This window comes from Mesorhizobium sp. M0166 (genome assembly GCF_040322255.1).
GTDB lineage: Bacteria > Pseudomonadota > Alphaproteobacteria > Rhizobiales > Rhizobiaceae > Mesorhizobium.
This window is the reverse complement of sequence record NZ_JAMYTD010000012.1, coordinates 133,983-152,696: the sequence shown is the minus strand read 5'-3', so window position 1 is coordinate 152,696 and position 18,714 is coordinate 133,983. Positions and strand designations below refer to the sequence as shown.

The window sequence follows — 18,714 nt, the reverse complement described above, 5'->3', positions numbered from 1 at the left end:
GTCGTCGCCGAGCCGGAACCCGCTGAATACGTCAAGATTTGCGACGTCTACGGCGCTGGCTACTACTACATCCCCGGCACCGAAACCTGCCTGCGCATCGGCGGCTATGTCCGCTATGACATCGGCATCGGTGACGTCGGCTCATTCGACGGCGCGAAGACTACCGATCAGCAGGACGGCGACTCGCAGGATACCTACTACAAGCACGCCCGCTTCACGCTGAAGACCTGGACCGGCCAGGAAACCGAGCTCGGCACCTTGAAGACCTACACCGAGACGCGCTTCAACTGGGGTAACCACAACGATTACCTTGATGACAACTTTAACGGCGGTACGAGCGTTTCGCTGAACTTTGCCTGGGTCCAGCTCGGTGGTCTGCGCGTCGGTAAGGACGAATCGGCCTTCGATACCTTCATCGGCTACGCCGGCAACGTCATCCAGGATACGCTGGTCCCCTACGGCGGCTTCGACACCAATGTCGTCCAGTATTACTTCGATGCCGGAAACGGCTTCTCGGCCGTGGCTTCGTTGGAAACCGGTTCGGGCAGTGCCGCCGCTGATCCTGGTATTTTCCAGGACAGCAACAGCGGCAACGATTCCATCGACAGCTATGTCCCGTATGTTGTCGGCGGTATCAAATACACGCAGGGCTGGGGTTCGATCACCGGTGTCGCCGCCTACGACAGCACCTGGGAAGAGTGGGCCGGCAAGGTTCGCGTCGACGTTACGCCGATACAGAACCTGACTCTGTTCCTCATGGCCGGTTACGGTTCGGACGACAACATCGACCGCAACTTCTACAAGCAGTGGGGCGGCAACTGGGCAGTCTGGGGTGGTGGCACCTATACCATCAACGAGAAGACCTCGTTCAATCTCCAGGCCTCGGTTGACGACGACAAGAACTACGGCGTCGCCGCGAACGTCGCCTACGATATCGTTCCCGGCTTCACGATCACCGCCGAAGTCGATTGGGCCCACGACGGTCAGTTTGATAAAGCCTACGATCGCAACTGGACCAATGCCGACGACAAGGACAGCATCGGCGGCATGCTCCGCTTCCAGCGCTCATTCTGACAATCCGAGCCTGACTGAAATCCAAACCCGGCGGGCAACCGCCGGGTTTTTGCATCGGGGAACGCAGCTATCAACTCTCGATGCAAAAATGCGGCTGCGGCTGAAGATCGATCGCAGGGCTGGGCGATTGCGATGCTCGCTGTGCCCGCTTGTTCAGACGTGCAAGAAATAAAAACGTTGTTCCGATCTGAAGGGCTGGCCTACAGGGTCGACGGATCTCGGCAGCAAGTCACGGTCAGCCTCGGCCTGTCGAACGCAACCCACTTCTTCAAAGTTCGGCCAAATCGCCCAAGGCGTCAATCAGCGGCTGGATTGTGCTCTCATATTTTTTCCAGCGCTTGACGGATGAGCTATAGATCGGCTGCCGCACCTGCCAGCGACTGAGCGTGTTGACCGAACCGCCCTTGTCGAAAAAGCGCAGGCAGGCATCGTCCCAGGGCAATCCAAGATGATCGATGAGACGGCGGGATTGAGCCTCCTGATCCGCAACCAGCGTTTCGTAGCGGCTTTCGAAGATACGTCCGGGAAAGATCTTGTCCCAATGCCGCATCAGGCGATCATATTCCCGGTAATACAGTCCGAGGGTCTCAAGGTCGGCGTTGTAGCCATGCTCCTTGTTGAACCTCAAGACGAAGCACGAGACGCAATTGTCAATGGCATCGCGGCGGCAATGAATGATGCGCGCGTTGGGAAAGAGAATTCCGATCAAGCCGACAACCTCGAAATTATGAGGCATCTTGTCGACGATGCGGAGCGCGCCTGGCGCGTGTTGACGCAGATAGGACAGATATTCCTCGGCCAGCGCCCTCGACTGATCCCGCGTCATCGACATGATCGAACTGCGCAAGGCCTCATCCGGCTGCGTTCTGAAACCCATCAAGCCCGCCATTCGACGCAGCTTCGTGAGTTCCCCGGCGCCATGGACATCCGGATGGCTCGCGCAGATCTGCTCCGTCAGCGTCGTCCCCGACCTGGGCATGCCCAGCACAAACACAGGCACTTCGGACGGACTGCCGTGGCCAGCCTTGGCTTCCAACAGTGACGGGCTGAATATCTCGATCATGGAATCGATTCTGCGGCGGAACGACTCCAGATCGAAAGCATCGCCAGCGGCCTTTTTTGCCTTCTGGAAGTGATCCATCGCCTCATCGTAGCGCTCGAGATCGTTCAGCACTTTGCCAGCGGCATGATGGAGTTGAGATGCAACATCCGGGTTGAGCTTGGGATTGGAGAGTTCGCGCAGGATAGAACCGAGTTCCTCAGGCTTTCCGGTGAACTTGCGCGTGTTGACTAGGCTGTCGTAGGCCGCACCAAGATCGACACGACGTTCGATTGCCTGCTTCAGACAGGCTCTGGCTTCGTCCATGCGACCGAGGCTGGTGAGCGCACCAGCCAGGCCTATCCGGACCATGGGATGATCGCCATTGATCTTCAGCGCCTTCTCGTAAAGGGGCAAAGCCATCTCGGCCTTATCGAAGTTGACGTAGGAACGCCCTAGTCCGCAAAGCGCTTCCACCAGATCGGGCTTCAATTCGCAGGCACGCTGCAGGTGCTTGATCGCAAGCAAGCTGTCGCCGACCTTCAGGCAGGCCTCTCCCAGGCTGAGGTGGAAATATGGATTTTGAGGTGCCTGGCTTACTGCCCGCGCAAAATATTTAAGGGCCAACTCGTCGTCGATGCCGAGCCCCAACGTACCGAGGATGTATAGCGAAAGCGGGTGGTTGGGCGTGCGGGCGAGAACGCGATGGCATAGTTCCTCGGCCTCCGGGAGCCGCTTGGCTTGCTGGAGTTCAAGCGCCTGTCGCAACAGCATGTCGTCAGCTTGCGCGCGCGACGGCGGTTTCGCCTTCGGCGGTTCCACTTTCGGCGCCGGGTGGGACTTTATGTGCTTGGACCAGGCGGGCGGCAGTCGGTTGCTCATCATGTCTCGCTAGCAAAATGATCCGGTAGAATCCAGCCTGACCATTGCCGCTGGCCATGGAACTTGCGCAGGCCCAGCCGGCAGGCTAGCAAGAAGGCCCTTTTCGAACGAGCCTTTGCCATGCGCCCTCCCCTTACGCCGCTCATCGATGCGCTTCCCTCCACGGTGCCGTTTGTCGGCCCTGAGGCGCAGGAGCGCGACCGCGGCCGCGCCTTTCGCGCCCGCATCGGCGCCAATGAGAGCAGCTTTGGCCCTTCGCCGCGCGTCGTTGCCCGCATGGCCGAGATTGCCGGCGACATGTGGATGTATTGCGACCCCGATAATCACGATTTGAAGGTAGCCGTAGCCAGGCATCTCGGAGTCGGCGCCGAAAATGTTGTCATCGGCGAAGGCATAGACGGGCTGCTCAGCCTGGTGGCGCGCATGTATGTGGCGCCCGGCGACGCGGTGGTGACCTCGCTCGGCGCCTATCCGACCTTCAACTTTCATGTTGCCGGCGTCGGCGGCCGGCTGGTCGCAGTGCCCTATGAGAACGATCGGGAAAACCTCGACGGCCTGCTGGCGGCCGTGGCCAGGGAAAAGGCGCCACTGGTCTACCTGTCCAATCCGGACAATCCGATGGGCAGCTGGTGGGAAGCCGCCGAGATCAGCCGCTTCATCGAGGCCTTGCCGGAGACCACAATGCTGGTGCTCGACGAAGCCTATGGCGAATTAGGGCCAGCCTCAGCGCTGCCGCCGATCGATGTGGCGCGGCCGAACGTCATCCGCATGCGCACCTTCTCCAAGGCCTATGGGCTGGCCGGCATACGCTGCGGCTATGCGGTGGCCGAGGCCCAGGTGATTCGCGATTTCGAAAAGATCCGCAATCATTACGGCGTCAGCCGCATGGCGCAGATCGCCGGTGTCGAGGCGCTTGCCGATCAGGCCTGGCTGGAGAGCGTGGTGGCGCGGGTCGCCGCCGGGCGCCGGCGCATCGCCGGAACAGCCGAGGCGAACGGGCTGAAGCCGCTGGCTTCGGCGACCAATTTCGTCACCATCGACTGCGGCCGCGACGGCGCTTTCGCGCTAAAAGTGCTGCAGGCGCTGTTGTCGCGCGACGTCTTCATCCGCAAGCCGATGGTGCCGGTGCTCGACCGCTGCATCCGCGTCAGCGTCGGCCTCGACCACGAACTCGACATCTTTGCCGAGGAACTGCCTGGCGCACTGACAGCAGCGCGGGGGAATTGAAGAGCGCAACACCGGGACCCCAGTGCTGCCCGCTATTTCTCCCCGAGCAGGCGCATGACCCGCTTCAAGGCGTCCGATAATTCGGCAGCCGCTTCATCGGCGAGCCCGCCCGTCAGCTGGGCGAGGTCGCGATCCGCCGCAGCCTGAAGCCTGGCGAGCTCCGCACTTCCGCGAGCGGTCAGCGACAGGATGCGTCTGCACCGATCGGCTGGGTCAGTGCGCATCTCGGTCAGGCCGGCGGCGGCGAACCTCCTCAGGACGCGTGTGACATGGGCCGGATCGAGCCGGAGCTTGGCAGCGATTTCGGCGGCTGCCGGTCCGAGATCGAGGTGGAATGCCCGCGCAAGAAACCCTGCCTCACCGCCGCTATTGGCGGCAGCACGGGATCGGCGGCCCAATTCGAACAGCAGCCGCGCCTCGCCCAGCGTATAGGCGCTATGTGTCACCGTCTCGCCGAGGAGCCCGATCAGGCGCGTGTAGAAGCGATTGAAGCCACGGATCTCCGCGACAAGGGCATTCCATTCGGCCGGCATGTCGACCTCCTTCGGGCTGATCGCTCCGTAAGGACCATGATCGCCATTTATTTGACTTAGTCAATCATTTGATGAAGGGCACCGCCTATCTCGCCATGCGAAGCTCACGGACCGCGATCGGCAGAGAGACCTTCGATGCACGTATCGGCGGTTGAATTTGCACGGCGATGCGCCAGACTCGACTCAGAGGACGGAGAGCGCGATGACCGATCGGACGGTGCAGGTACGCATCTATGGCAAGGTGCAAGGCGTCAGCTACCGGGTCTGGGCGCGGCACGAGGCGTCGGCGCTTGGCCTTGCCGGGTGGGTGCGCAACGAAGTTGACGGCTCGGTGGCAGCCTTGATTGCAGGGGCCGATGCGGCGGTCTCGACAATGATCGAACGTCTTTGGCAAGGACCGTCAGGGGCAGCGGTTTCGAAGGTCGATGTCGAGGAGATCGAGGCTCGCGACATGTCCGCGGGTTTCAGGATTGTTGCCTAGCAAGCCATGATTCTCCTCACTCGCTTCCATCGCACAAAAATCTCCAGGGTGCAGATAGAGAAAACCTGAAGCCAACGCCCTGGCCGGACATGCCTCGGTCCTTGAATTAATTGAACGTTTGTTTTATTGTCTAAAAAAAGGCGGCTTGTCATGGCGCGTACGACCGGCTCCGACGGAGAGAAGACCGAAGCTGCGGTCCGCGAGGCGGCGGTCGGCCTGATTGCGCGTCTCGGCTACGAGGCGATGTCGATGCGCCAGCTGGCAGCCGAGGTTGGCGTGCAGGCAGCGGCGCTTTACCGTTACTTCCCGACCAAGCAGGACCTTCTGTTCACGCTGATGCGCGAGCATATGGAAGGCTTGATCGAGGCGTGGCGCGCAACACGCCCTGTCGGCGCCGATCCGGCGACGCGGCTCGCCGCCTATGTCGAAAACCACATCGCTTTCCATATCGAACGCCGCCACTCCACCCATGTCTCGAACATGGAGCTGCGCAGCCTGTCGCATGAAAAACTCACGCAGATCCTGCGCATGCGCACGGCCTACGAGAAGGAGTTGCGCGCCATCCTGCGCGACGGCGTCGAAGCGGACTTGTTCAGCATCGAAGACACAGGGCTCACCGCGATGGCGCTGATCCAGATGATGACCGGCGTCATCGTCTGGTTCCGGCCGGGCGAACGGCTGTCGATCGCCGAAGTCACCGCTACATATCTAGCAATGACAATGCGCCTTGTTGGAGCAAAGACCGATGGCGCGTCAACGAGCCACGACGCCGCGCCCCTATTCGGGCGCGCAAAGGACGCTCTAGCAACTTGATTTCGCGCACGATCCCGATTTTCGGGATCGTGCGCCGGGAGGAACGGCATGTACACGCATACGCTCAACTTCGGGCTTGACGAAGACATCGAGGCACTGCGCGACCTGGTGCGGCGCTTTGCCCAGGAAAAGATCGCACCGATCGCCGCCGAAATCGACCGCTCGAACGAATTCCCGGCACATCTGTGGGCGGAGCTCGGCGGGCTCGGCCTGCTCGGCATCACCGCCGATCCCGATTTCGGCGGCAGCGGCATGGGCTACCTCGCCCATGTTGTCGCGATGGAGGAGATTTCGCGCGCCTCCGCCTCGGTCGGCCTCTCCTACGGTGCCCATTCCAACCTCTGCGTCAACCAGATCAACCGCTGGGCAACGCAGGCGCAGAAGGAAAAATATCTGCCTTCGCTCTGCAGCGGCGAGAAGGTCGGCGCACTGGCGATGTCGGAATCGGGTGCCGGCTCCGATGTCGTGTCGCTGCGCCTGCGCGCTGAAAAGCGCAACGATCGCTATGTGCTCAATGGCACCAAAATGTGGATCACCAACGGGCCGGATGCCGAGACGCTGGTCGTCTACGCCAAGACCGATCCGGAACTCAATTCGCGCGGCATCACCGCGTTCATCGTCGAAAAGGCCTTTGCCGGTTTTTCGGTGGCGCAAAAGCTCGACAAGCTCGGCATGCGCGGCTCGAACACCGGCGAGCTGGTGTTCGAGAATGTCGAAGTGCCGTTCGACAATGTGCTGCACGAGGAAGGGCGCGGCGTCGAGGTGCTGATGTCGGGCCTCGACTACGAACGCGCCGTGCTGGCCGGCGGCCCGATCGGGCTGATGGCAGCGTGCCTCGACGTGGCGATACCTTACGTGCATGAACGCAAGCAGTTCGGCCAGCCGATCGGCGAATTCCAGCTGGTGCAAGGCAAGCTGGCCGATATGTATGCGACGATGAACGCGGCGCGTGCTTACGTCTATGCCGTAGCCGCCGCCTGCGATCGCGGTGAGACGGCCCGCAAGGATGCTGCCGGCTGTATTCTCTTCGCCGCCGAAAAGGCGACGCTGATGGCGCTCGACGCCATCCAGCTTTTGGGCGGCAACGGCTACATCAACGACTACCCGACCGGCCGGCTTCTACGCGACGCCAAGCTCTACGAGATCGGTGCCGGCACCAGCGAAATCCGTCGCTGGCTGATCGGGCGGGAAATCATGGCGGAGGACGCGTGATGGCATTCTTTTGAGATTTTGCCAAAAGCCGCACGAAGTGGCATACTTCGGAATATGTGCCACAACACAGGCGAGACGGACCATGGCGGGAAAAACGGGAAAGTCTGGATTTGACGAAGATCCGCGAGCACAGTTCGATGCCGGCGCTCGCAAAACGCCGCTTCGGGTTCCGGCGAAACGCGAGCGTGTCAAGCTTGGCGAGGGCGGGCGCTTCGTCATTCCTGCCGCGATGCGCGAGGAGATGGGCGTGAGGCCTGGCGAGGACATGATCCTTCATGTCGAAAACGGCGAGCTGCGGGTAAGATCGTGGCTGCAGAATCTGCGACGCGTGCAGGCCGAATTGTCAGCGCTGAAACGGCCCGGTGAAAGCGTCGTCGACGAATTTCTGAAGGAGCGGCGGGAAGAGCAAAGTCGAAGCGACAAGCGTCTCGACCGGCTTCACGCCGAAGGGACGGGAAAACGGGCGAAATGAAGCCGTACGTCATGGACAGCTCGGCGGCGCTCGCAATCCTGCTCAACGAGCAAGGCACCGACAATGCTTTGGGGTTCGCGCCGGACGCGCAATGCAGTTCAATCAATGCGGCCGAAATCATCGCCAAGCTGATCGACAAGGGACGCAGCATGGAACAGGCCGCGGACGACCTCGCCAGTCTCGGCATGCCGATCGCCGTTTTCGACGACGCGATGGGCATCGCGGCCGGGCAGCTTCGCCAATTGACGCGGCATCGCGGCTTGTCGCTGGGCGATCGGGCTTGCCTGGCGCTGGCAATTCGCGAGAATGCCATTGCCGTCACCGCCGATCGCGACTGGGGCGACCTCGATGTCGGCTGCAAGATCGAGCTGATCCGGTAACGCCATGGCCCCCCTCACCTCGCAGATCTCGCCCGCCTCCGACGCCTTCCACGCCAATGCCGAGCGCATGCGGGCGCTGGTCGCCGACATCGCTGAAAAAGCTGCCGCCATCGAGCGCGGTGGCTCGGAGGAAGCGCGTGAACGGCACGTCTCCCGCGGCAAGCTCCTGCCGCGGCAACGCCTCGCCCAATTGCTCGATACCGGCTCGCCCTTCCTCGAGATCGGCCAGTTCGCCGCTTGGTCGATGTATGGCGAGGACATCCCTTCGGCCGGCCTCATCGCCGGCATCGGCCGCGTCGAAGGCACCGAAGTGATGGTCGTCGTCAACGACGCCACGGTGAAGGGCGGCACCTATTATCCACTGACGGTGAAGAAGCATCTGCGTGCACAGGAGATCGCGCTACAGAACAATCTGCCTTGCGTCTATCTGGTCGACAGCGGCGGCGCAAATCTGCCTAATCAGGACGAGGTGTTTCCCGACCGCGATCATTTTGGCCGCATCTTCTACAACCAGGCCAACATGTCGGCCGCCGGCATTCCGCAGATCGCCTGCGTCATGGGTTCGTGCACGGCCGGCGGCGCCTATGTGCCTGCGATGTCGGACGAGACAATCATGGTGCGCAACCAGGCAACCATCTTTCTCGGCGGGCCGCCGCTGGTGAAGGCGGCCACCGGCGAGGACGTCACCGCCGAGGACCTCGGTGGCGCCGACGTGCACACAAGGCTTTCCGGCGTTGCCGACCATTATGCGCTCGATGACGAGCATGCGCTGGCCATATGCCGGCGTATCGTCAAAAACCTGAATCGGAACAAGAATGTAAGCTTGGCCTTGCAGAAATCGATTCCGCCGCTTCACGATCCACATGAACTCTACGGCATCGTGCCTACGGATCTGCGCCAGCCTTACGACGTGCGCGAGGTGATCGCCCGCATCGTCGACGGCTCCGAGTTCGATGAGTTCAAGCAGAATTACGGCACCACGCTGGTCACCGGCTTCGCTCACCTCAGCGGCATGCCGGTCGGCATCGTCGCCAACAATGGCGTGCTGTTTTCGGAAAGCGCGCTGAAGGGCGCGCACTTCATCGAGTTGTGCTGCCAGCGCAGGGTGCCGCTGATTTTTCTGCAGAACATCACCGGCTTCATGGTCGGTCGAAAATACGAGGCCGGCGGCATCGCCAAGGACGGCGCCAAGCTGGTGATGGCGGTCGCCACCGCCAAGGTGCCGAAAGTAACGATGATCATCGGCGGCTCGTTCGGCGCCGGCAATTACGGCATGTGCGGACGCGCCTATTCACCACGCTTCCTGTGGATGTGGCCGAATGCCCGCATTTCGGTGATGGGCGGCGAGCAGGCGGCAACGGTGCTGGCCGTCGTCAAGCGCGAAGGCATCGAGCGCAAGGGCGGCGAATGGAGCGCCGAGGAGGAAGCGAAATTCAAGAAGCCGATCCTGATGAAGTACGAGCATGAAGGGCACCCGCTCTATTCGTCGGCAAGACTCTGGGACGACGGCATCATCGACCCGGCCAAGACCCGCGAGGTGCTGGCGCTCAGCCTTTCAGCCGCGCTCAACGCCGAGATCGAGGAGACACGCTTCGGCGTGTTCAGGATGTGAGATGAGCGAAACCGGCCAGAGGATTCGCATTCAAACCGGCGACATCACGAAGCTGGCGGTCGATGCCATCGTCAACGCCGCCAACACCTCGCTGCTGGGCGGCGGTGGCGTGGACGGCGCCATTCACCGCGCGGCCGGTCCCGAGCTTCTGGCAGAATGCCGGACCTTGAATGGCTGCAAGGTCGGCGACGCAAAAATCACCAAGGGCTACAGGCTGCCCGCGCGCTACATCATCCATACGGTCGGGCCGGTCTGGCAAGGCGGCAGCAAAGGAGAAGCCGAACTGCTCGCCTCCTGCTATCGCCGGTCGCTCGAAATCGCCGCCGCAAAGGACTGCCGGACGGTGGCGTTTCCAGCGATCTCGACCGGGGCCTACCGTTATCCGAAGGATCAGGCGACGCAAATTGCTGTCGGTACCGTGAGCGCCTTCATCGGCCAGAACATCGTTCCGGAAACCGTCATTTTCTGCTGCTTCGACGAGCCGACGGCCGAATTGTATCAGCGGGTCGTTGCTGCACTCGGCAGGGTGTGACCCTGCGCCGGCGGCACCCGTCCACATCTCCATAACTATTTTTTGCTTCTTGATCTGGCCAGACGAAAGAATCGCGGCTATTGATCATCGCAAATACCAATGGGGATTGGGCGAAGATGAGGCGGCGGGTTTTTCAGAGAACAACTGTGCATATACTTGCGGGGTTGCTTATATTAGCGACGCCTGGCGTCGGTGCAGCGGAGTCGTTGGCAGGAAGCAAGGGCGAGACCCGTTTCTATCCCTATTTGCCGCAGAACCCGAAGGATCCATGTACCAAGGCCTACAAGGCCTATGTAGCGGCCGGCGGCCATTCAGCCTATGCAACCACCCCGTATTCCCGGGTGCGTTCGCTGTACATCATCTGCGGCTCGCGCTTGAATGCACCGTCACAGCAAGCTGCCGAAGAGTTGGCGTTGAAATCCTGTCAGGCCACCCGCAACAGTTACAGGGTTACAACAGGTGGGGGCTGCGAAATCGCTGCCTCCAAATAAGCGAATATCTTTCAGTGTTGGGGTTTCTCAAATGGGCTGGGCAATGAAATCTTTATCCATCAGGCGAACAACCATATCGGTACTTGCACTGCTTATGGCCTCTGCACCGAATGTCGGCGCCGCCGAATCGCTGGCGGGAAGCAAGGGCGACAGCCGTTTTCCGGTCTATTTTGCACCGGGTACAATCGGAGGCTGCGGCAAGAATTACAAGGACTATGTGGCGGCTGGCGGTCACTCGGCCTACGCGATGACGCCGTTCAACTGGGCAACCGAATTCACTATTTGCGGTGCTTATCTGAATGCAACATCCCAGAAGGCTGCCGAAGCGCTGGCGTTGAAATCCTGCCAGTCCGCGCGCAGCAAGTACAAGGTCACGACTGCAGGGGCATGCGCCATAGCTGCCTCCAAATAGGCCGACACTCGGCGGCCTTCGACGTTTCCAATGGGTGGGAAAAAATGAAGTCTATCAGCGTCAAACAAGCAGTCTTCTTGCTAATAACTGGGTTGCTTCTAATCTCGGGCTCCAATGTCGGCACGGCGGAATCACTGGCTGGAAGCAAGGGCGACGTCCGCTTCTACCCGTATTTTCCGGCAACCGCGGATCGGCCATGCACCAAGGCATATAAGGCCTATGTGGCGGCCGGCGGCCATTCAGCTTATGCGACCACTCCGTATTCCCGGCTGCGTTCGTTGTACATCCTGTGCGGCTCGCGCTTGAATGCGCCCTCGCAAAAGGCTGCCGAGGATATGGCGATGAAATCCTGCCAGGCCACCCGCAGCCGTTACAGGGTCACGACCGGGGGAGCTTGCGAAATCGCGGCATCAAAGTAGGCAGGCCTCGCTTGCCTACCCTTTGACCGCCAGACTACAAAGCAGGGCATCGCCGCAGCTCGCGTGACGAGAATTCGCGCCGTTGGCGGCAAGCTCTGCCTGTGGAGGCCCGATGTTCGCCAAGATCCTGATCGCCAACCGTGGCGAGATCGCCTGCCGGGTGATCTGCACGGCACGCAGGATGGGTGTGCGCAGCGTCGCGGTCTATTCCGATGCCGACGCTCACGCCTTGCATGTCGAAATGGCCGACGAAGCGGTGCATATCGGCGCCTCTCCCGCCACCGAAAGCTATCTGCGCGGCGACACGATCATCGCGGCTGCCTTGGCCACAGGTGCCGAGGCCATCCATCCGGGCTACGGCTTTCTTTCGGAAAACCCCGATTTCGTCGACCAGGTCGCGGTGGCTGGGCTGATCTTCATTGGGCCGTCGGCGGCCTCGATCCGTGCCATGGGGCTGAAGGACGCGGCCAAGCGGCTGATGGAAAAGGCCGGCGTGCCTGTCGTTCCGGGCTACCATGGCGAAGCGCAGGAGATCGTGTTGCTCGCCTCCAAGGCGCGCGAGATAGGCTACCCCGTACTGATCAAGGCGCGCGCCGGCGGCGGCGGCAAGGGCATGCGGCGCGTCGAGCATCCTGATGATTTTTCTGAAGCACTGTCGGGCGCACGGCGCGAGGCGAAAGCCGCGTTCGGTGACGACCGCGTCTTGGTTGAAAAATATGTCGACAAGCCGCGCCACATCGAAGTGCAGGTGTTTGGTGACAATTTCGGCAACGCCGTACATCTTCACGAACGTGACTGCTCGGCGCAGCGCCGCCACCAGAAGGTGATCGAGGAGGCGCCTGCCCCGGGCATGACGCCGGCACTGCGCAAGGTGATGACCGAGGCGGCGGTGAAAGCCGCCAAGGCAATCCACTATTCCGGCGCCGGTACCATCGAGTTCATCGTCGATGCCTCGCAAGGTCTGAAGGCCGACCGTTTCTGGTTCATGGAAATGAACACCCGCCTGCAGGTCGAGCACCCCGTCACCGAAATGGTCACTGGCATCGACCTGGTCGAGTGGCAGCTACGGGTAGCCTCCGGCGAAAAACTGCCGAAGACGCAGAGCGAGATCGCGCTCTCCGGCCACGCCTTCGAGGCGCGCATCTATGCCGAGGACGCGGCGAGAGGGTTTTTGCCGGCGACCGGCACCTTGCACCATTTGAAATTTCCGCAGCCGGCACCGGAGGGTGCGACCTTGCGCATCGAAACCGGTGTGCGCGCCGGCGATGCGATTTCGCCGTTTTACGACCCGATGATCGCCAAGCTGATCGTTCATGGCAGGGACAGGCGGGCGGCGCTCTCGGCGCTTGGCGCGGCGCTGTCGCAGACCGAAATCGCCGGCTCGACCGTCAACACCGCCTTTCTTGCCGCGCTGGCCGCTGATACGGATTTTGCGGCGGGCGATGTCGATACCGGCCTGATCGCCAGGCATCAGCAGGCGTTGACGGCGGTTCCGCCGCCGAGCCGCGAGACGATTGCCGCCGCGGCATTTGCTGCTTCCGGTGCGGGCAACTTGCCGTCCTCGGACGATCCCTGGTTGTCGCTAACAGGCTATGCGCATTTCCATCCTGTAGCGCGGCGCACGCTGCTGAAGTTCGGCGAGCAGGAGATCGTCGCGCGCGTGTCGGTGCGGCCGGACGGACGGTTCGAGGTGGCGCTTGATGCGCCCTATGAGAGCGTCAATTCGCATGATCTTCGCGCGGCGCCTCGCCTCGCCCGCTGGCCGGGCCACGTCACGGTCTTCGAACGCGCCATCGGCTACAGTTTTGCCGTGCCGGATCCGCTGGCGCGAACCGCCGAAGCTGCCGCCGCTTCCGGCAGCCTGCGCGCGCCAATGCCCGGCCTGGTCAAATTGGTGCGTGCAGCCAGAGGCGAGTCCGTAATCAAGGGCCAGCCGCTGCTGATCCTGGAGGCGATGAAGATGGAGCACACCATTGCCGCGCCGCATGACGGGGTTATCGCCGAGATCGCTGCCGAAGGCGCGCAGGTCACCGACGGGACCGTGCTGGTTCGCTTTGCCGAGGAACCTCACCAGCTGGCTGCTGTTTCCCTATCCACGAAGTGATCTCGAACGCGTCACAAAGGCATCGCCAAAAACAAAATGGCCGGGTTTGACCCGGCCATGTTCGATTACAACAGCGCTTCTTGCGGCGCCGCGGCCATTACGGCTGGATCGGCGCGTATTTGCCGTCGTGCCACTGGTTGATGTCGTAGCTGGCGTTCTTGAGGTCGCCCTTCTCGTCGAAAGTGACTGAGCCGACAACCGTGCTGATCGGCTGGCCGTTCTTTAACGCTTCGGCGACTTTTGCCGGATCGTCGCTGCCGGCGCGTTTGATGCCTTCGGCGAAGGTCTGGATCACCGCATAGGAAAACAGAGTGAAGCCCTCCGGCACGAAGCCGCCGGCCTTGATCTTGGCGATGGCTTCCTTGGCTTCGGGCTTCGCCTGCGGATCGGACGGGAAGACGAACATGGTGCCTTCGCCGGCCGGACCGGCAACCTGCCAGAATTCTGGCGTGGCAATCGAGTCCGGCATGATCAGCTGATACTTCAGGTTCTGTTCCGCCGACTGGCGCAGGATGAGGCCGGCTTCGGGGTGATAGCCGCCGAAATAGACGACGTCAGGCTTCAGGTCCTTGAGCTTGGTGACAAGCGCCGCGTAATCCTTTTCACCGGCGTTGATGCCTTCGTACATGACCTCCTTGAGACCACCCGCATTCATCGTCGCCTTGACGGCGTCGGCCACGCCCTGTCCGTAGGCGCTCTTGTCATGCAGGATGACGACGTTTTTGCCGGCATATTTCTTGGCGATCCACGGACCGATGAAGGCGCCTTGCGCATCATCGCGCGTGTAGAGACGCATGATAGTCGGCCAGCCGGCCTTCGCCGCCGCATCGGTCAGCACCGGGTTCGACGAAGCCGGGCTCATCATCAGCGCGCCGGCTTCGGCATAGACGGCAGAGGCCGGGATGCTGGAGCCCGAACAGGCATGGCCGTCGATGAACTTGACACCATTGGCGACGATGCGGTTGGCGACCGAAACCGCCTGCTTCGGATCGCACTGGTCGTCCTCGATGTCGAGTTTGACCTGGCGGCCATCGACGCCGCCGGCCGCGTTGATCGCGTCGGCAGCGGCTTGCGCTCCGTGTTTGAACTGATCGCCGATGGTGGCAAGCTGACCGGTCATCGGTCCGACCACCGAAAAGGTGATGTCATCGGCGAAGGCGACCGGCGCGGTCATCATCAAGCCAAATATGGCTGCGCTCAAAATACTGAATTTCTTCATGGTGACACAACTCCTCCACTCTCGCGCGACCATTCCGGCCGCGCCTCTTCCAGAGTGGCGGGAGAATTTCATCCTTCACCGGAGCTGTCTAGACGCATCGCCGGCACTCAATTGGGCCTGCAACACGCTGTCCCAAAGACAAAGCCGCGCCAGCCTTGTTCCGGCCGGTCGCGGCTTTTGTCATCAAGCTTCCCGAGGTGGGACCCGCTCGCCTTCCCTGTTTTGTCCAGTTTATTGCACGGCTCGTCCGCCGTGTTCTTGATCTTGTTGGCCCAGCCGTCTTGCGCGGCCTTGATTTTTCGGGCCCGGCCGTCTGCGCGGCCTTGATTTTTCGGGCCCGGCCGTCTGCGCGGCCTTGACCCGAAGCGTCCCTGTCGTGAGGTCATCACCCCTGTGAAGTCGATGCCGGCGAATTCAGTGCATCGTCATCCATTCGCGGGCTTCGCGCAGCGCCTTAGCGATTTCGACTTTCGACATGGCGGCCGATAATTCAGAGCGCAGTTCCGCAGCGCGGGCCGAACCCTTGATCGCGGCGATGTTGAACCATTTGTGGGCGGCGACGACATCGGTCTCGCAATCGCGGCCGGTCGCATACATCATGCCCAACTCGAAAAGAATATCGGCCTGGGCAGTTGCCCCCATGGCGCCGAAGCCGGCTTCAAGCATTTCAAAACGTGCCATTTCAAATCCCCTGTTCTGGCTCCCGAGAGCTGTCTCCGTCTGTCCCTCGGTGTCCTTGATTACCGTCGGGGGCGGCGCTCTTTCGATGCTTTGGAGAATGCCGCGGAGGCTTGAATCCGTCGTTAAATGGCGTGCTTAATTTGAAGAAAACAAAGCTAAAACAAGAGGTAAACGCGAAAATTCGTTAAGGATACAAAGCCAGCAATCGCGCCGGTTTGCACAAAATTTGAAGAAAACTTGCGAGGCGCAGATCAAGACTCCGCTAACCACAGAAGACAAAGACGTGTGCGGCCCCGTTTCATTTTTCGCCGGCGCGGCCGTTCGGGAGCGGGCAAAAACCCGCAATCTTTCCGTTGCGGCGCCGCTTTTGTTTTTCCGGGAGCTGGACTAGCTTACGTTTGCGTAAGGGGCAGACACCCGGGACGGAGCCCGATTGGACTTACCTGAGGGAGGAAAGACATGTTTCGACAAGTGAGCCTGGCCCTCGCGGCCGCAATAATGATAACCGGCGCGGCATGGGCCGATCCGATCGAAGGCAATTGGAAAACGCAAGCCGGATCGACTGCCGCCATTTCGAGTGGCGGCGGGGCATTTTCGATTACGCTCAAATCCGGCAAATTTGCCGGCAAGAACATCGGTTCACTGAAGGTTGCCGGCGACAATAAATATGCCGGCACCATAACCGACCCGGAAACGGACAAGACCTATTCGGGCAAGGCTTCGCTTTCCGGCAGTTCGCTCAAGATGAGCGGCTGCGTGCTCGGCGGGCTGATCTGCAAGAGCCAGACCTGGCACAAGCTCTGATCGTGCTTTTCCTGCCGGGGTGAGCGGGGCCAGTCGGCCCCCGTTTTCATGTTATCGGTCTCGCAGCCATGGCGTCGCCATGGGTCGCTGCACCCAAGGCGGACCCTCTCAGAGATCATCAACCATTTTGAACCCCAGATGAACGCCGGGATCAGAACCGGTTCAGCCTGGGCAGGGCATTGTCATGCGAGTTGAAGGAGACACCGCGCAATGCTTACCCGCCGCTTCACCATCGTCTGCCTGTTGATGAGCCTGTTCGGCATGCTGTTCGCCGTCCTTGTCGCCGAAGCCGGCCGTCCGGCCCGCGCCTGGGACGTTGCCATTTCCTGCCGGCTCGGTTGCCCGAACCAGCTTCGCCACTGAACCCGACAGCGAGATTTAGAAACGCGCCATGACCCGCCTCACCGCCAACGTCGTCAAGACCCTTCGGCTTCTGCCGCGGACGGCGCTCATCCTGATGCTTCTGGCGGCCCCGGTCCTGGCCGTGCCGACGATGCGCGCCGATGCCGGTTCGACCATCGAGGCGCCTGCGCTGAGGAAGTCCGGCGTCGGCTTTGTGCTGCTGGTCAGCCTGCGGCGCGGCTGATGCATGTCGCGCAAAAAGTGCGCAGCGGTTTTGCGACGACGCATGCATAAAAACAAGAACCTAAAGCGTGTCGCATGAGGCTGGACGAATGCGACGCGCTTTAGGCCGCTGGAAAGAAAAACGCCCACAGCGCGTCCTGAGACCGCCTTACCCCCTCCCAACGGCGCACCCAACTCTCTATATTGGGTCATGGAAAAGCGAATCTATCCCCGAGCCATTGAATCGGTCGTCACGCCGGAGCCGTTTACCCGACAGAGCTTCGACGATGCCAAGAAGGCGGTCGCCGCCTTGCAGGTGCTTTACGACCGCAATACCAAGTTCCTGCGCGATTCATTTACCGCGCTCGCCGCGGGCGGTGACAACAACAAGCGCTACCGGGCCTTCTATCCGGAGATCGGCGTCACCACGAGTTCGTTCACGCAAATCGACTCGAGGCAGGCTTATGGCCATATGCCGATGCCAGGGCATTTCTCAACCACCATCACCCAGCCTGCCCTTTTCGAAAGCTACCTCACCGAACAGCTTCGGCTGATCATGCGCAACCACGGCGTTCCGGTCACGGTCTCGGAATCGACCACTCCCATCCCGCTGCACTTCGCCTTCCTCGAAGGCACACATATCGACGGCGCTGCTGCCGAACGCATCAAACGGCCGATCCGTGACCTGTTCGACGTGCCAGATCTCGACGGCACCGACGACCAGATCGCCAACGGCACGTTCGAAGTGGCATTGGGCGAGGCACGGCCGCTGGCACCGTTCACCGCGCAACGCATCGATTATTCGCTGCACCGGATGTCGCACTATACGGCGACCAGCCCCCAGCATTTCCAGAACTTCGTGCTGTTCACCAACTACCAATTCTATATCGACGAATTCGTCACCCGTGCACGCGAATTGATGGCCAATGGCGGTCACGGATATGTCGAGTTCGTCGAGCCGGGCAACATCGTGACCAAAGTGGGGGACGGCGCGCCCGGTGAGAGTGCTGCGCCCCCTCGCCTGCCGCAGATGCCGGCCTATCATCTGAAGAAGCCGAACCATGGCGGCATCACCATGGTCAATATCGGCGTTGGTCCTTCCAACGCCAAGACGATCACCGACCATATTGCGGTGCTCCGGCCGCATGCCTGGGTGATGCTGGGCCACTGCGCCGGCCTGCGCAATACGCAGGCGCTGGGCGATTATGTGCTGGCACATGCCTATGTACGGGAAGACCATGTCCTCGACGACGATCTTCCGGTCTGGGTGCCGATCCCGCCGCTAGCCGAAATCCAGGTGGCGCTGCAGGAAGCGGTCGCCGAGGTCACCGGGCTTTCCGGATATGATCTCAAGCGCATCATGCGCACCGGCACCGTCGCCACTATCGACAACCGCAATTGGGAGCTGCGCGACCAGCGCGGGCCGGTGCAGCGGCTGTCGCAGTCGCGGGCGATCGCGCTCGACATGGAATCGGCGACGATTGCCGCCAATGGCTTCCGCTTCCGGGTGCCCTATGGCACGCTGCTTTGCGTATCCGACAAGCCGCTGCATGGCGAATTGAAGTTGCCGGGCATGGCGACCGAGTTCTACAAGCGGCAAGTAGCGCAGCACCTGACCATCGGCATCAGGGCGATGGAGAAGCTGGCTGAAATGCCGATGGAGCGACTGCATTCGCGCAAGCTCAGGAGCTTTTCGGAAACTGCCTTCCAGTAAATGCCGAATTGCATGTGTCGGTCCAGGTCAGGACATTTCGTCATCTTGA

21 protein-coding genes are annotated in these 18,714 nt (G+C 61.3%); 17 read left to right on the top strand and 4 right to left on the bottom strand.

Annotated features, from left to right (window positions below; genetic code table 11):
• Nucleotides 1–1,074, top strand: a 1,074-nt coding sequence (locus tag NKJ46_RS16015; protein WP_352665932.1) for a porin, incomplete at its 5' end; no start/stop codon positions are given.
• Between the two features lie 268 nt (nucleotides 1,075–1,342).
• Here NKJ46_RS16015 and NKJ46_RS16010 read toward each other — a convergent pair.
• On the bottom strand, nucleotides 1,343–2,995 hold the full coding sequence (locus tag NKJ46_RS16010; protein WP_352665931.1) for a tetratricopeptide repeat-containing sulfotransferase family protein: 1,653 nt from the start codon (nucleotides 2,993–2,995) through the stop codon (nucleotides 1,343–1,345).
• A 120-nt stretch (nucleotides 2,996–3,115) separates the two neighbouring features.
• Here NKJ46_RS16010 and NKJ46_RS16005 point away from each other — a divergent pair, with 120 nt between their 5' ends.
• Nucleotides 3,116–4,222, top strand: coding sequence for a pyridoxal phosphate-dependent aminotransferase (locus NKJ46_RS16005; RefSeq protein WP_352665930.1), 1,107 nt, complete (start codon nucleotides 3,116–3,118; stop codon nucleotides 4,220–4,222).
• Between the two features lie 32 nt (nucleotides 4,223–4,254).
• Here NKJ46_RS16005 and NKJ46_RS16000 read toward each other — a convergent pair whose 3' ends face one another.
• Nucleotides 4,255–4,755 (bottom strand): MarR family winged helix-turn-helix transcriptional regulator, encoded by a 501-nt coding sequence (locus tag NKJ46_RS16000; RefSeq protein WP_352665929.1) that lies wholly within the window; start codon nucleotides 4,753–4,755, stop codon nucleotides 4,255–4,257.
• Nucleotides 4,756–4,957: 202 nt separating this feature from the next.
• Here NKJ46_RS16000 and NKJ46_RS15995 point away from each other — a divergent pair, with 202 nt between their 5' ends.
• The 11 genes from NKJ46_RS15995 (at nucleotide 4,958) to NKJ46_RS15945 (ending at nucleotide 13,683) form a co-directional block, all read left to right on the top strand.
• Nucleotides 4,958–5,236, top strand: coding sequence for an acylphosphatase (locus NKJ46_RS15995; protein ID WP_352665928.1), 279 nt, complete (start codon nucleotides 4,958–4,960; stop codon nucleotides 5,234–5,236).
• A gap of 150 nt (nucleotides 5,237–5,386) precedes the next feature.
• Nucleotides 5,387–6,049 (top strand): TetR/AcrR family transcriptional regulator, encoded by a 663-nt coding sequence (locus NKJ46_RS15990; RefSeq protein WP_352665927.1) that lies wholly within the window; start codon nucleotides 5,387–5,389, stop codon nucleotides 6,047–6,049.
• A 48-nt stretch (nucleotides 6,050–6,097) separates the two neighbouring features.
• Nucleotides 6,098–7,261, top strand: coding sequence for an isovaleryl-CoA dehydrogenase (locus tag NKJ46_RS15985; protein WP_352665926.1), 1,164 nt, complete (start codon nucleotides 6,098–6,100; stop codon nucleotides 7,259–7,261).
• An 82-nt stretch (nucleotides 7,262–7,343) separates the two neighbouring features.
• The gene (locus tag NKJ46_RS15980; RefSeq protein WP_352665925.1) at nucleotides 7,344–7,733 is read left to right on the top strand and encodes an AbrB/MazE/SpoVT family DNA-binding domain-containing protein; all 390 of its coding nucleotides are present in this window, start codon (nucleotides 7,344–7,346) and stop codon (nucleotides 7,731–7,733) included.
• A complete protein-coding gene (locus NKJ46_RS15975) occupies nucleotides 7,730–8,113 on the top strand; it encodes a type II toxin-antitoxin system VapC family toxin (protein ID WP_352665924.1) in 384 nt (127 codons plus the stop codon). Before NKJ46_RS15980 ends, NKJ46_RS15975 begins: the two co-directional genes overlap by 4 nt.
• Before the next feature lie 4 nt (nucleotides 8,114–8,117).
• Complete coding sequence (locus NKJ46_RS15970; protein ID WP_352665923.1) at nucleotides 8,118–9,725, top strand: carboxyl transferase domain-containing protein; 1,608 nt, start codon at nucleotides 8,118–8,120, stop codon at nucleotides 9,723–9,725.
• Nucleotide 9,726: 1 nt separating this feature from the next.
• Nucleotides 9,727–10,257 carry an O-acetyl-ADP-ribose deacetylase gene (locus NKJ46_RS15965; protein ID WP_352665922.1) on the top strand — a complete coding sequence of 177 codons (531 nt, stop codon included), beginning with the start codon at nucleotides 9,727–9,729 and terminating at the stop codon, nucleotides 10,255–10,257.
• Between the two features lie 116 nt (nucleotides 10,258–10,373).
• Nucleotides 10,374–10,748, top strand: a complete 375-nt coding sequence (locus NKJ46_RS15960) for a hypothetical protein (protein WP_502903410.1) — start codon at nucleotides 10,374–10,376, stop codon at nucleotides 10,746–10,748.
• 31 nt (nucleotides 10,749–10,779) lie between these two features.
• Nucleotides 10,780–11,160 (top strand): hypothetical protein, encoded by a 381-nt coding sequence (locus tag NKJ46_RS15955; RefSeq protein ID WP_352665920.1) that lies wholly within the window; start codon nucleotides 10,780–10,782, stop codon nucleotides 11,158–11,160.
• A 44-nt stretch (nucleotides 11,161–11,204) separates the two neighbouring features.
• Nucleotides 11,205–11,579, top strand: coding sequence for a hypothetical protein (locus NKJ46_RS15950; protein WP_352665919.1), 375 nt, complete (start codon nucleotides 11,205–11,207; stop codon nucleotides 11,577–11,579).
• 112 nt (nucleotides 11,580–11,691) lie between these two features.
• Complete coding sequence (locus NKJ46_RS15945; protein WP_352665918.1) at nucleotides 11,692–13,683, top strand: acetyl/propionyl/methylcrotonyl-CoA carboxylase subunit alpha; 1,992 nt, start codon at nucleotides 11,692–11,694, stop codon at nucleotides 13,681–13,683.
• Between the two features lie 97 nt (nucleotides 13,684–13,780).
• On the opposite strand, the gene NKJ46_RS15940 is transcribed toward NKJ46_RS15945, so the two are convergent.
• Both NKJ46_RS15940 and NKJ46_RS15935 read right to left on the bottom strand, forming a co-directional pair.
• Complete coding sequence (locus NKJ46_RS15940) at nucleotides 13,781–14,902, bottom strand: branched-chain amino acid ABC transporter substrate-binding protein (RefSeq protein WP_352665917.1); 1,122 nt, start codon at nucleotides 14,900–14,902, stop codon at nucleotides 13,781–13,783.
• Between the two features lie 414 nt (nucleotides 14,903–15,316).
• Nucleotides 15,317–15,583: an SEL1-like repeat protein gene (locus tag NKJ46_RS15935; RefSeq protein ID WP_010915070.1), complete on the bottom strand. Its 267-nt coding sequence runs from the start codon at nucleotides 15,581–15,583 to the stop codon at nucleotides 15,317–15,319.
• Nucleotides 15,584–16,042: 459 nt separating this feature from the next.
• On the opposite strand from NKJ46_RS15935, the gene NKJ46_RS15930 reads away from it, so the two are divergent.
• The 4 genes from NKJ46_RS15930 to NKJ46_RS15915 all read left to right on the top strand — a co-directional run bounded on the left by NKJ46_RS15930 (nucleotide 16,043) and on the right by NKJ46_RS15915 (nucleotide 18,665).
• Nucleotides 16,043–16,387 carry a DUF2147 domain-containing protein gene (locus tag NKJ46_RS15930; protein ID WP_352665916.1) on the top strand — a complete coding sequence of 115 codons (345 nt, stop codon included), beginning with the start codon at nucleotides 16,043–16,045 and terminating at the stop codon, nucleotides 16,385–16,387.
• Between the two features lie 210 nt (nucleotides 16,388–16,597).
• The gene (locus NKJ46_RS15925) at nucleotides 16,598–16,750 is read left to right on the top strand and encodes a hypothetical protein (protein WP_352665915.1); all 153 of its coding nucleotides are present in this window, start codon (nucleotides 16,598–16,600) and stop codon (nucleotides 16,748–16,750) included.
• Between the two features lie 28 nt (nucleotides 16,751–16,778).
• Complete coding sequence (locus NKJ46_RS15920; RefSeq protein ID WP_352665914.1) at nucleotides 16,779–16,973, top strand: hypothetical protein; 195 nt, start codon at nucleotides 16,779–16,781, stop codon at nucleotides 16,971–16,973.
• Between the two features lie 189 nt (nucleotides 16,974–17,162).
• Nucleotides 17,163–18,665, top strand: a complete 1,503-nt coding sequence (locus NKJ46_RS15915) for an AMP nucleosidase (RefSeq protein ID WP_352665913.1) — start codon at nucleotides 17,163–17,165, stop codon at nucleotides 18,663–18,665.
• Nucleotides 18,666–18,714 lie beyond the last annotated feature (49 nt).

Bases quoted from the DNA above. Each gene is read 5' to 3' on its own strand.
- NKJ46_RS16010 (WP_352665931.1), bottom strand. From the start codon at position 2,995: ATGAGCAACCGACTGCCGCCCGCCTGGTCCAAGCACATAAAGTCCCAC.
- NKJ46_RS16005 (WP_352665930.1), top strand. From the start codon at position 3,116: ATGCGCCCTCCCCTTACGCCGCTCATCGATGCGCTTCCCTCCACGGTG.
- NKJ46_RS16000 (WP_352665929.1), bottom strand. From the start codon at position 4,755: ATGCCGGCCGAATGGAATGCCCTTGTCGCGGAGATCCGTGGCTTCAAT.
- NKJ46_RS15995 (WP_352665928.1), top strand. From the start codon at position 4,958: ATGACCGATCGGACGGTGCAGGTACGCATCTATGGCAAGGTGCAAGGC.
- NKJ46_RS15990 (WP_352665927.1), top strand. From the start codon at position 5,387: ATGGCGCGTACGACCGGCTCCGACGGAGAGAAGACCGAAGCTGCGGTC.
- NKJ46_RS15985 (WP_352665926.1), top strand. From the start codon at position 6,098: ATGTACACGCATACGCTCAACTTCGGGCTTGACGAAGACATCGAGGCA.
- NKJ46_RS15980 (WP_352665925.1), top strand. From the start codon at position 7,344: ATGGCGGGAAAAACGGGAAAGTCTGGATTTGACGAAGATCCGCGAGCA.
- NKJ46_RS15975 (WP_352665924.1), top strand. From the start codon at position 7,730: ATGAAGCCGTACGTCATGGACAGCTCGGCGGCGCTCGCAATCCTGCTC.
- NKJ46_RS15970 (WP_352665923.1), top strand. From the start codon at position 8,118: ATGGCCCCCCTCACCTCGCAGATCTCGCCCGCCTCCGACGCCTTCCAC.
- NKJ46_RS15965 (WP_352665922.1), top strand. From the start codon at position 9,727: ATGAGCGAAACCGGCCAGAGGATTCGCATTCAAACCGGCGACATCACG.
- NKJ46_RS15960 (WP_502903410.1), top strand. From the start codon at position 10,374: ATGAGGCGGCGGGTTTTTCAGAGAACAACTGTGCATATACTTGCGGGG.
- NKJ46_RS15955 (WP_352665920.1), top strand. From the start codon at position 10,780: ATGGGCTGGGCAATGAAATCTTTATCCATCAGGCGAACAACCATATCG.
- NKJ46_RS15950 (WP_352665919.1), top strand. From the start codon at position 11,205: ATGAAGTCTATCAGCGTCAAACAAGCAGTCTTCTTGCTAATAACTGGG.
- NKJ46_RS15945 (WP_352665918.1), top strand. From the start codon at position 11,692: ATGTTCGCCAAGATCCTGATCGCCAACCGTGGCGAGATCGCCTGCCGG.
- NKJ46_RS15940 (WP_352665917.1), bottom strand. From the start codon at position 14,902: ATGAAGAAATTCAGTATTTTGAGCGCAGCCATATTTGGCTTGATGATG.
- NKJ46_RS15935 (WP_010915070.1), bottom strand. From the start codon at position 15,583: ATGGCACGTTTTGAAATGCTTGAAGCCGGCTTCGGCGCCATGGGGGCA.
- NKJ46_RS15930 (WP_352665916.1), top strand. From the start codon at position 16,043: ATGTTTCGACAAGTGAGCCTGGCCCTCGCGGCCGCAATAATGATAACC.
- NKJ46_RS15925 (WP_352665915.1), top strand. From the start codon at position 16,598: ATGCTTACCCGCCGCTTCACCATCGTCTGCCTGTTGATGAGCCTGTTC.
- NKJ46_RS15920 (WP_352665914.1), top strand. From the start codon at position 16,779: ATGACCCGCCTCACCGCCAACGTCGTCAAGACCCTTCGGCTTCTGCCG.
- NKJ46_RS15915 (WP_352665913.1), top strand. From the start codon at position 17,163: ATGGAAAAGCGAATCTATCCCCGAGCCATTGAATCGGTCGTCACGCCG.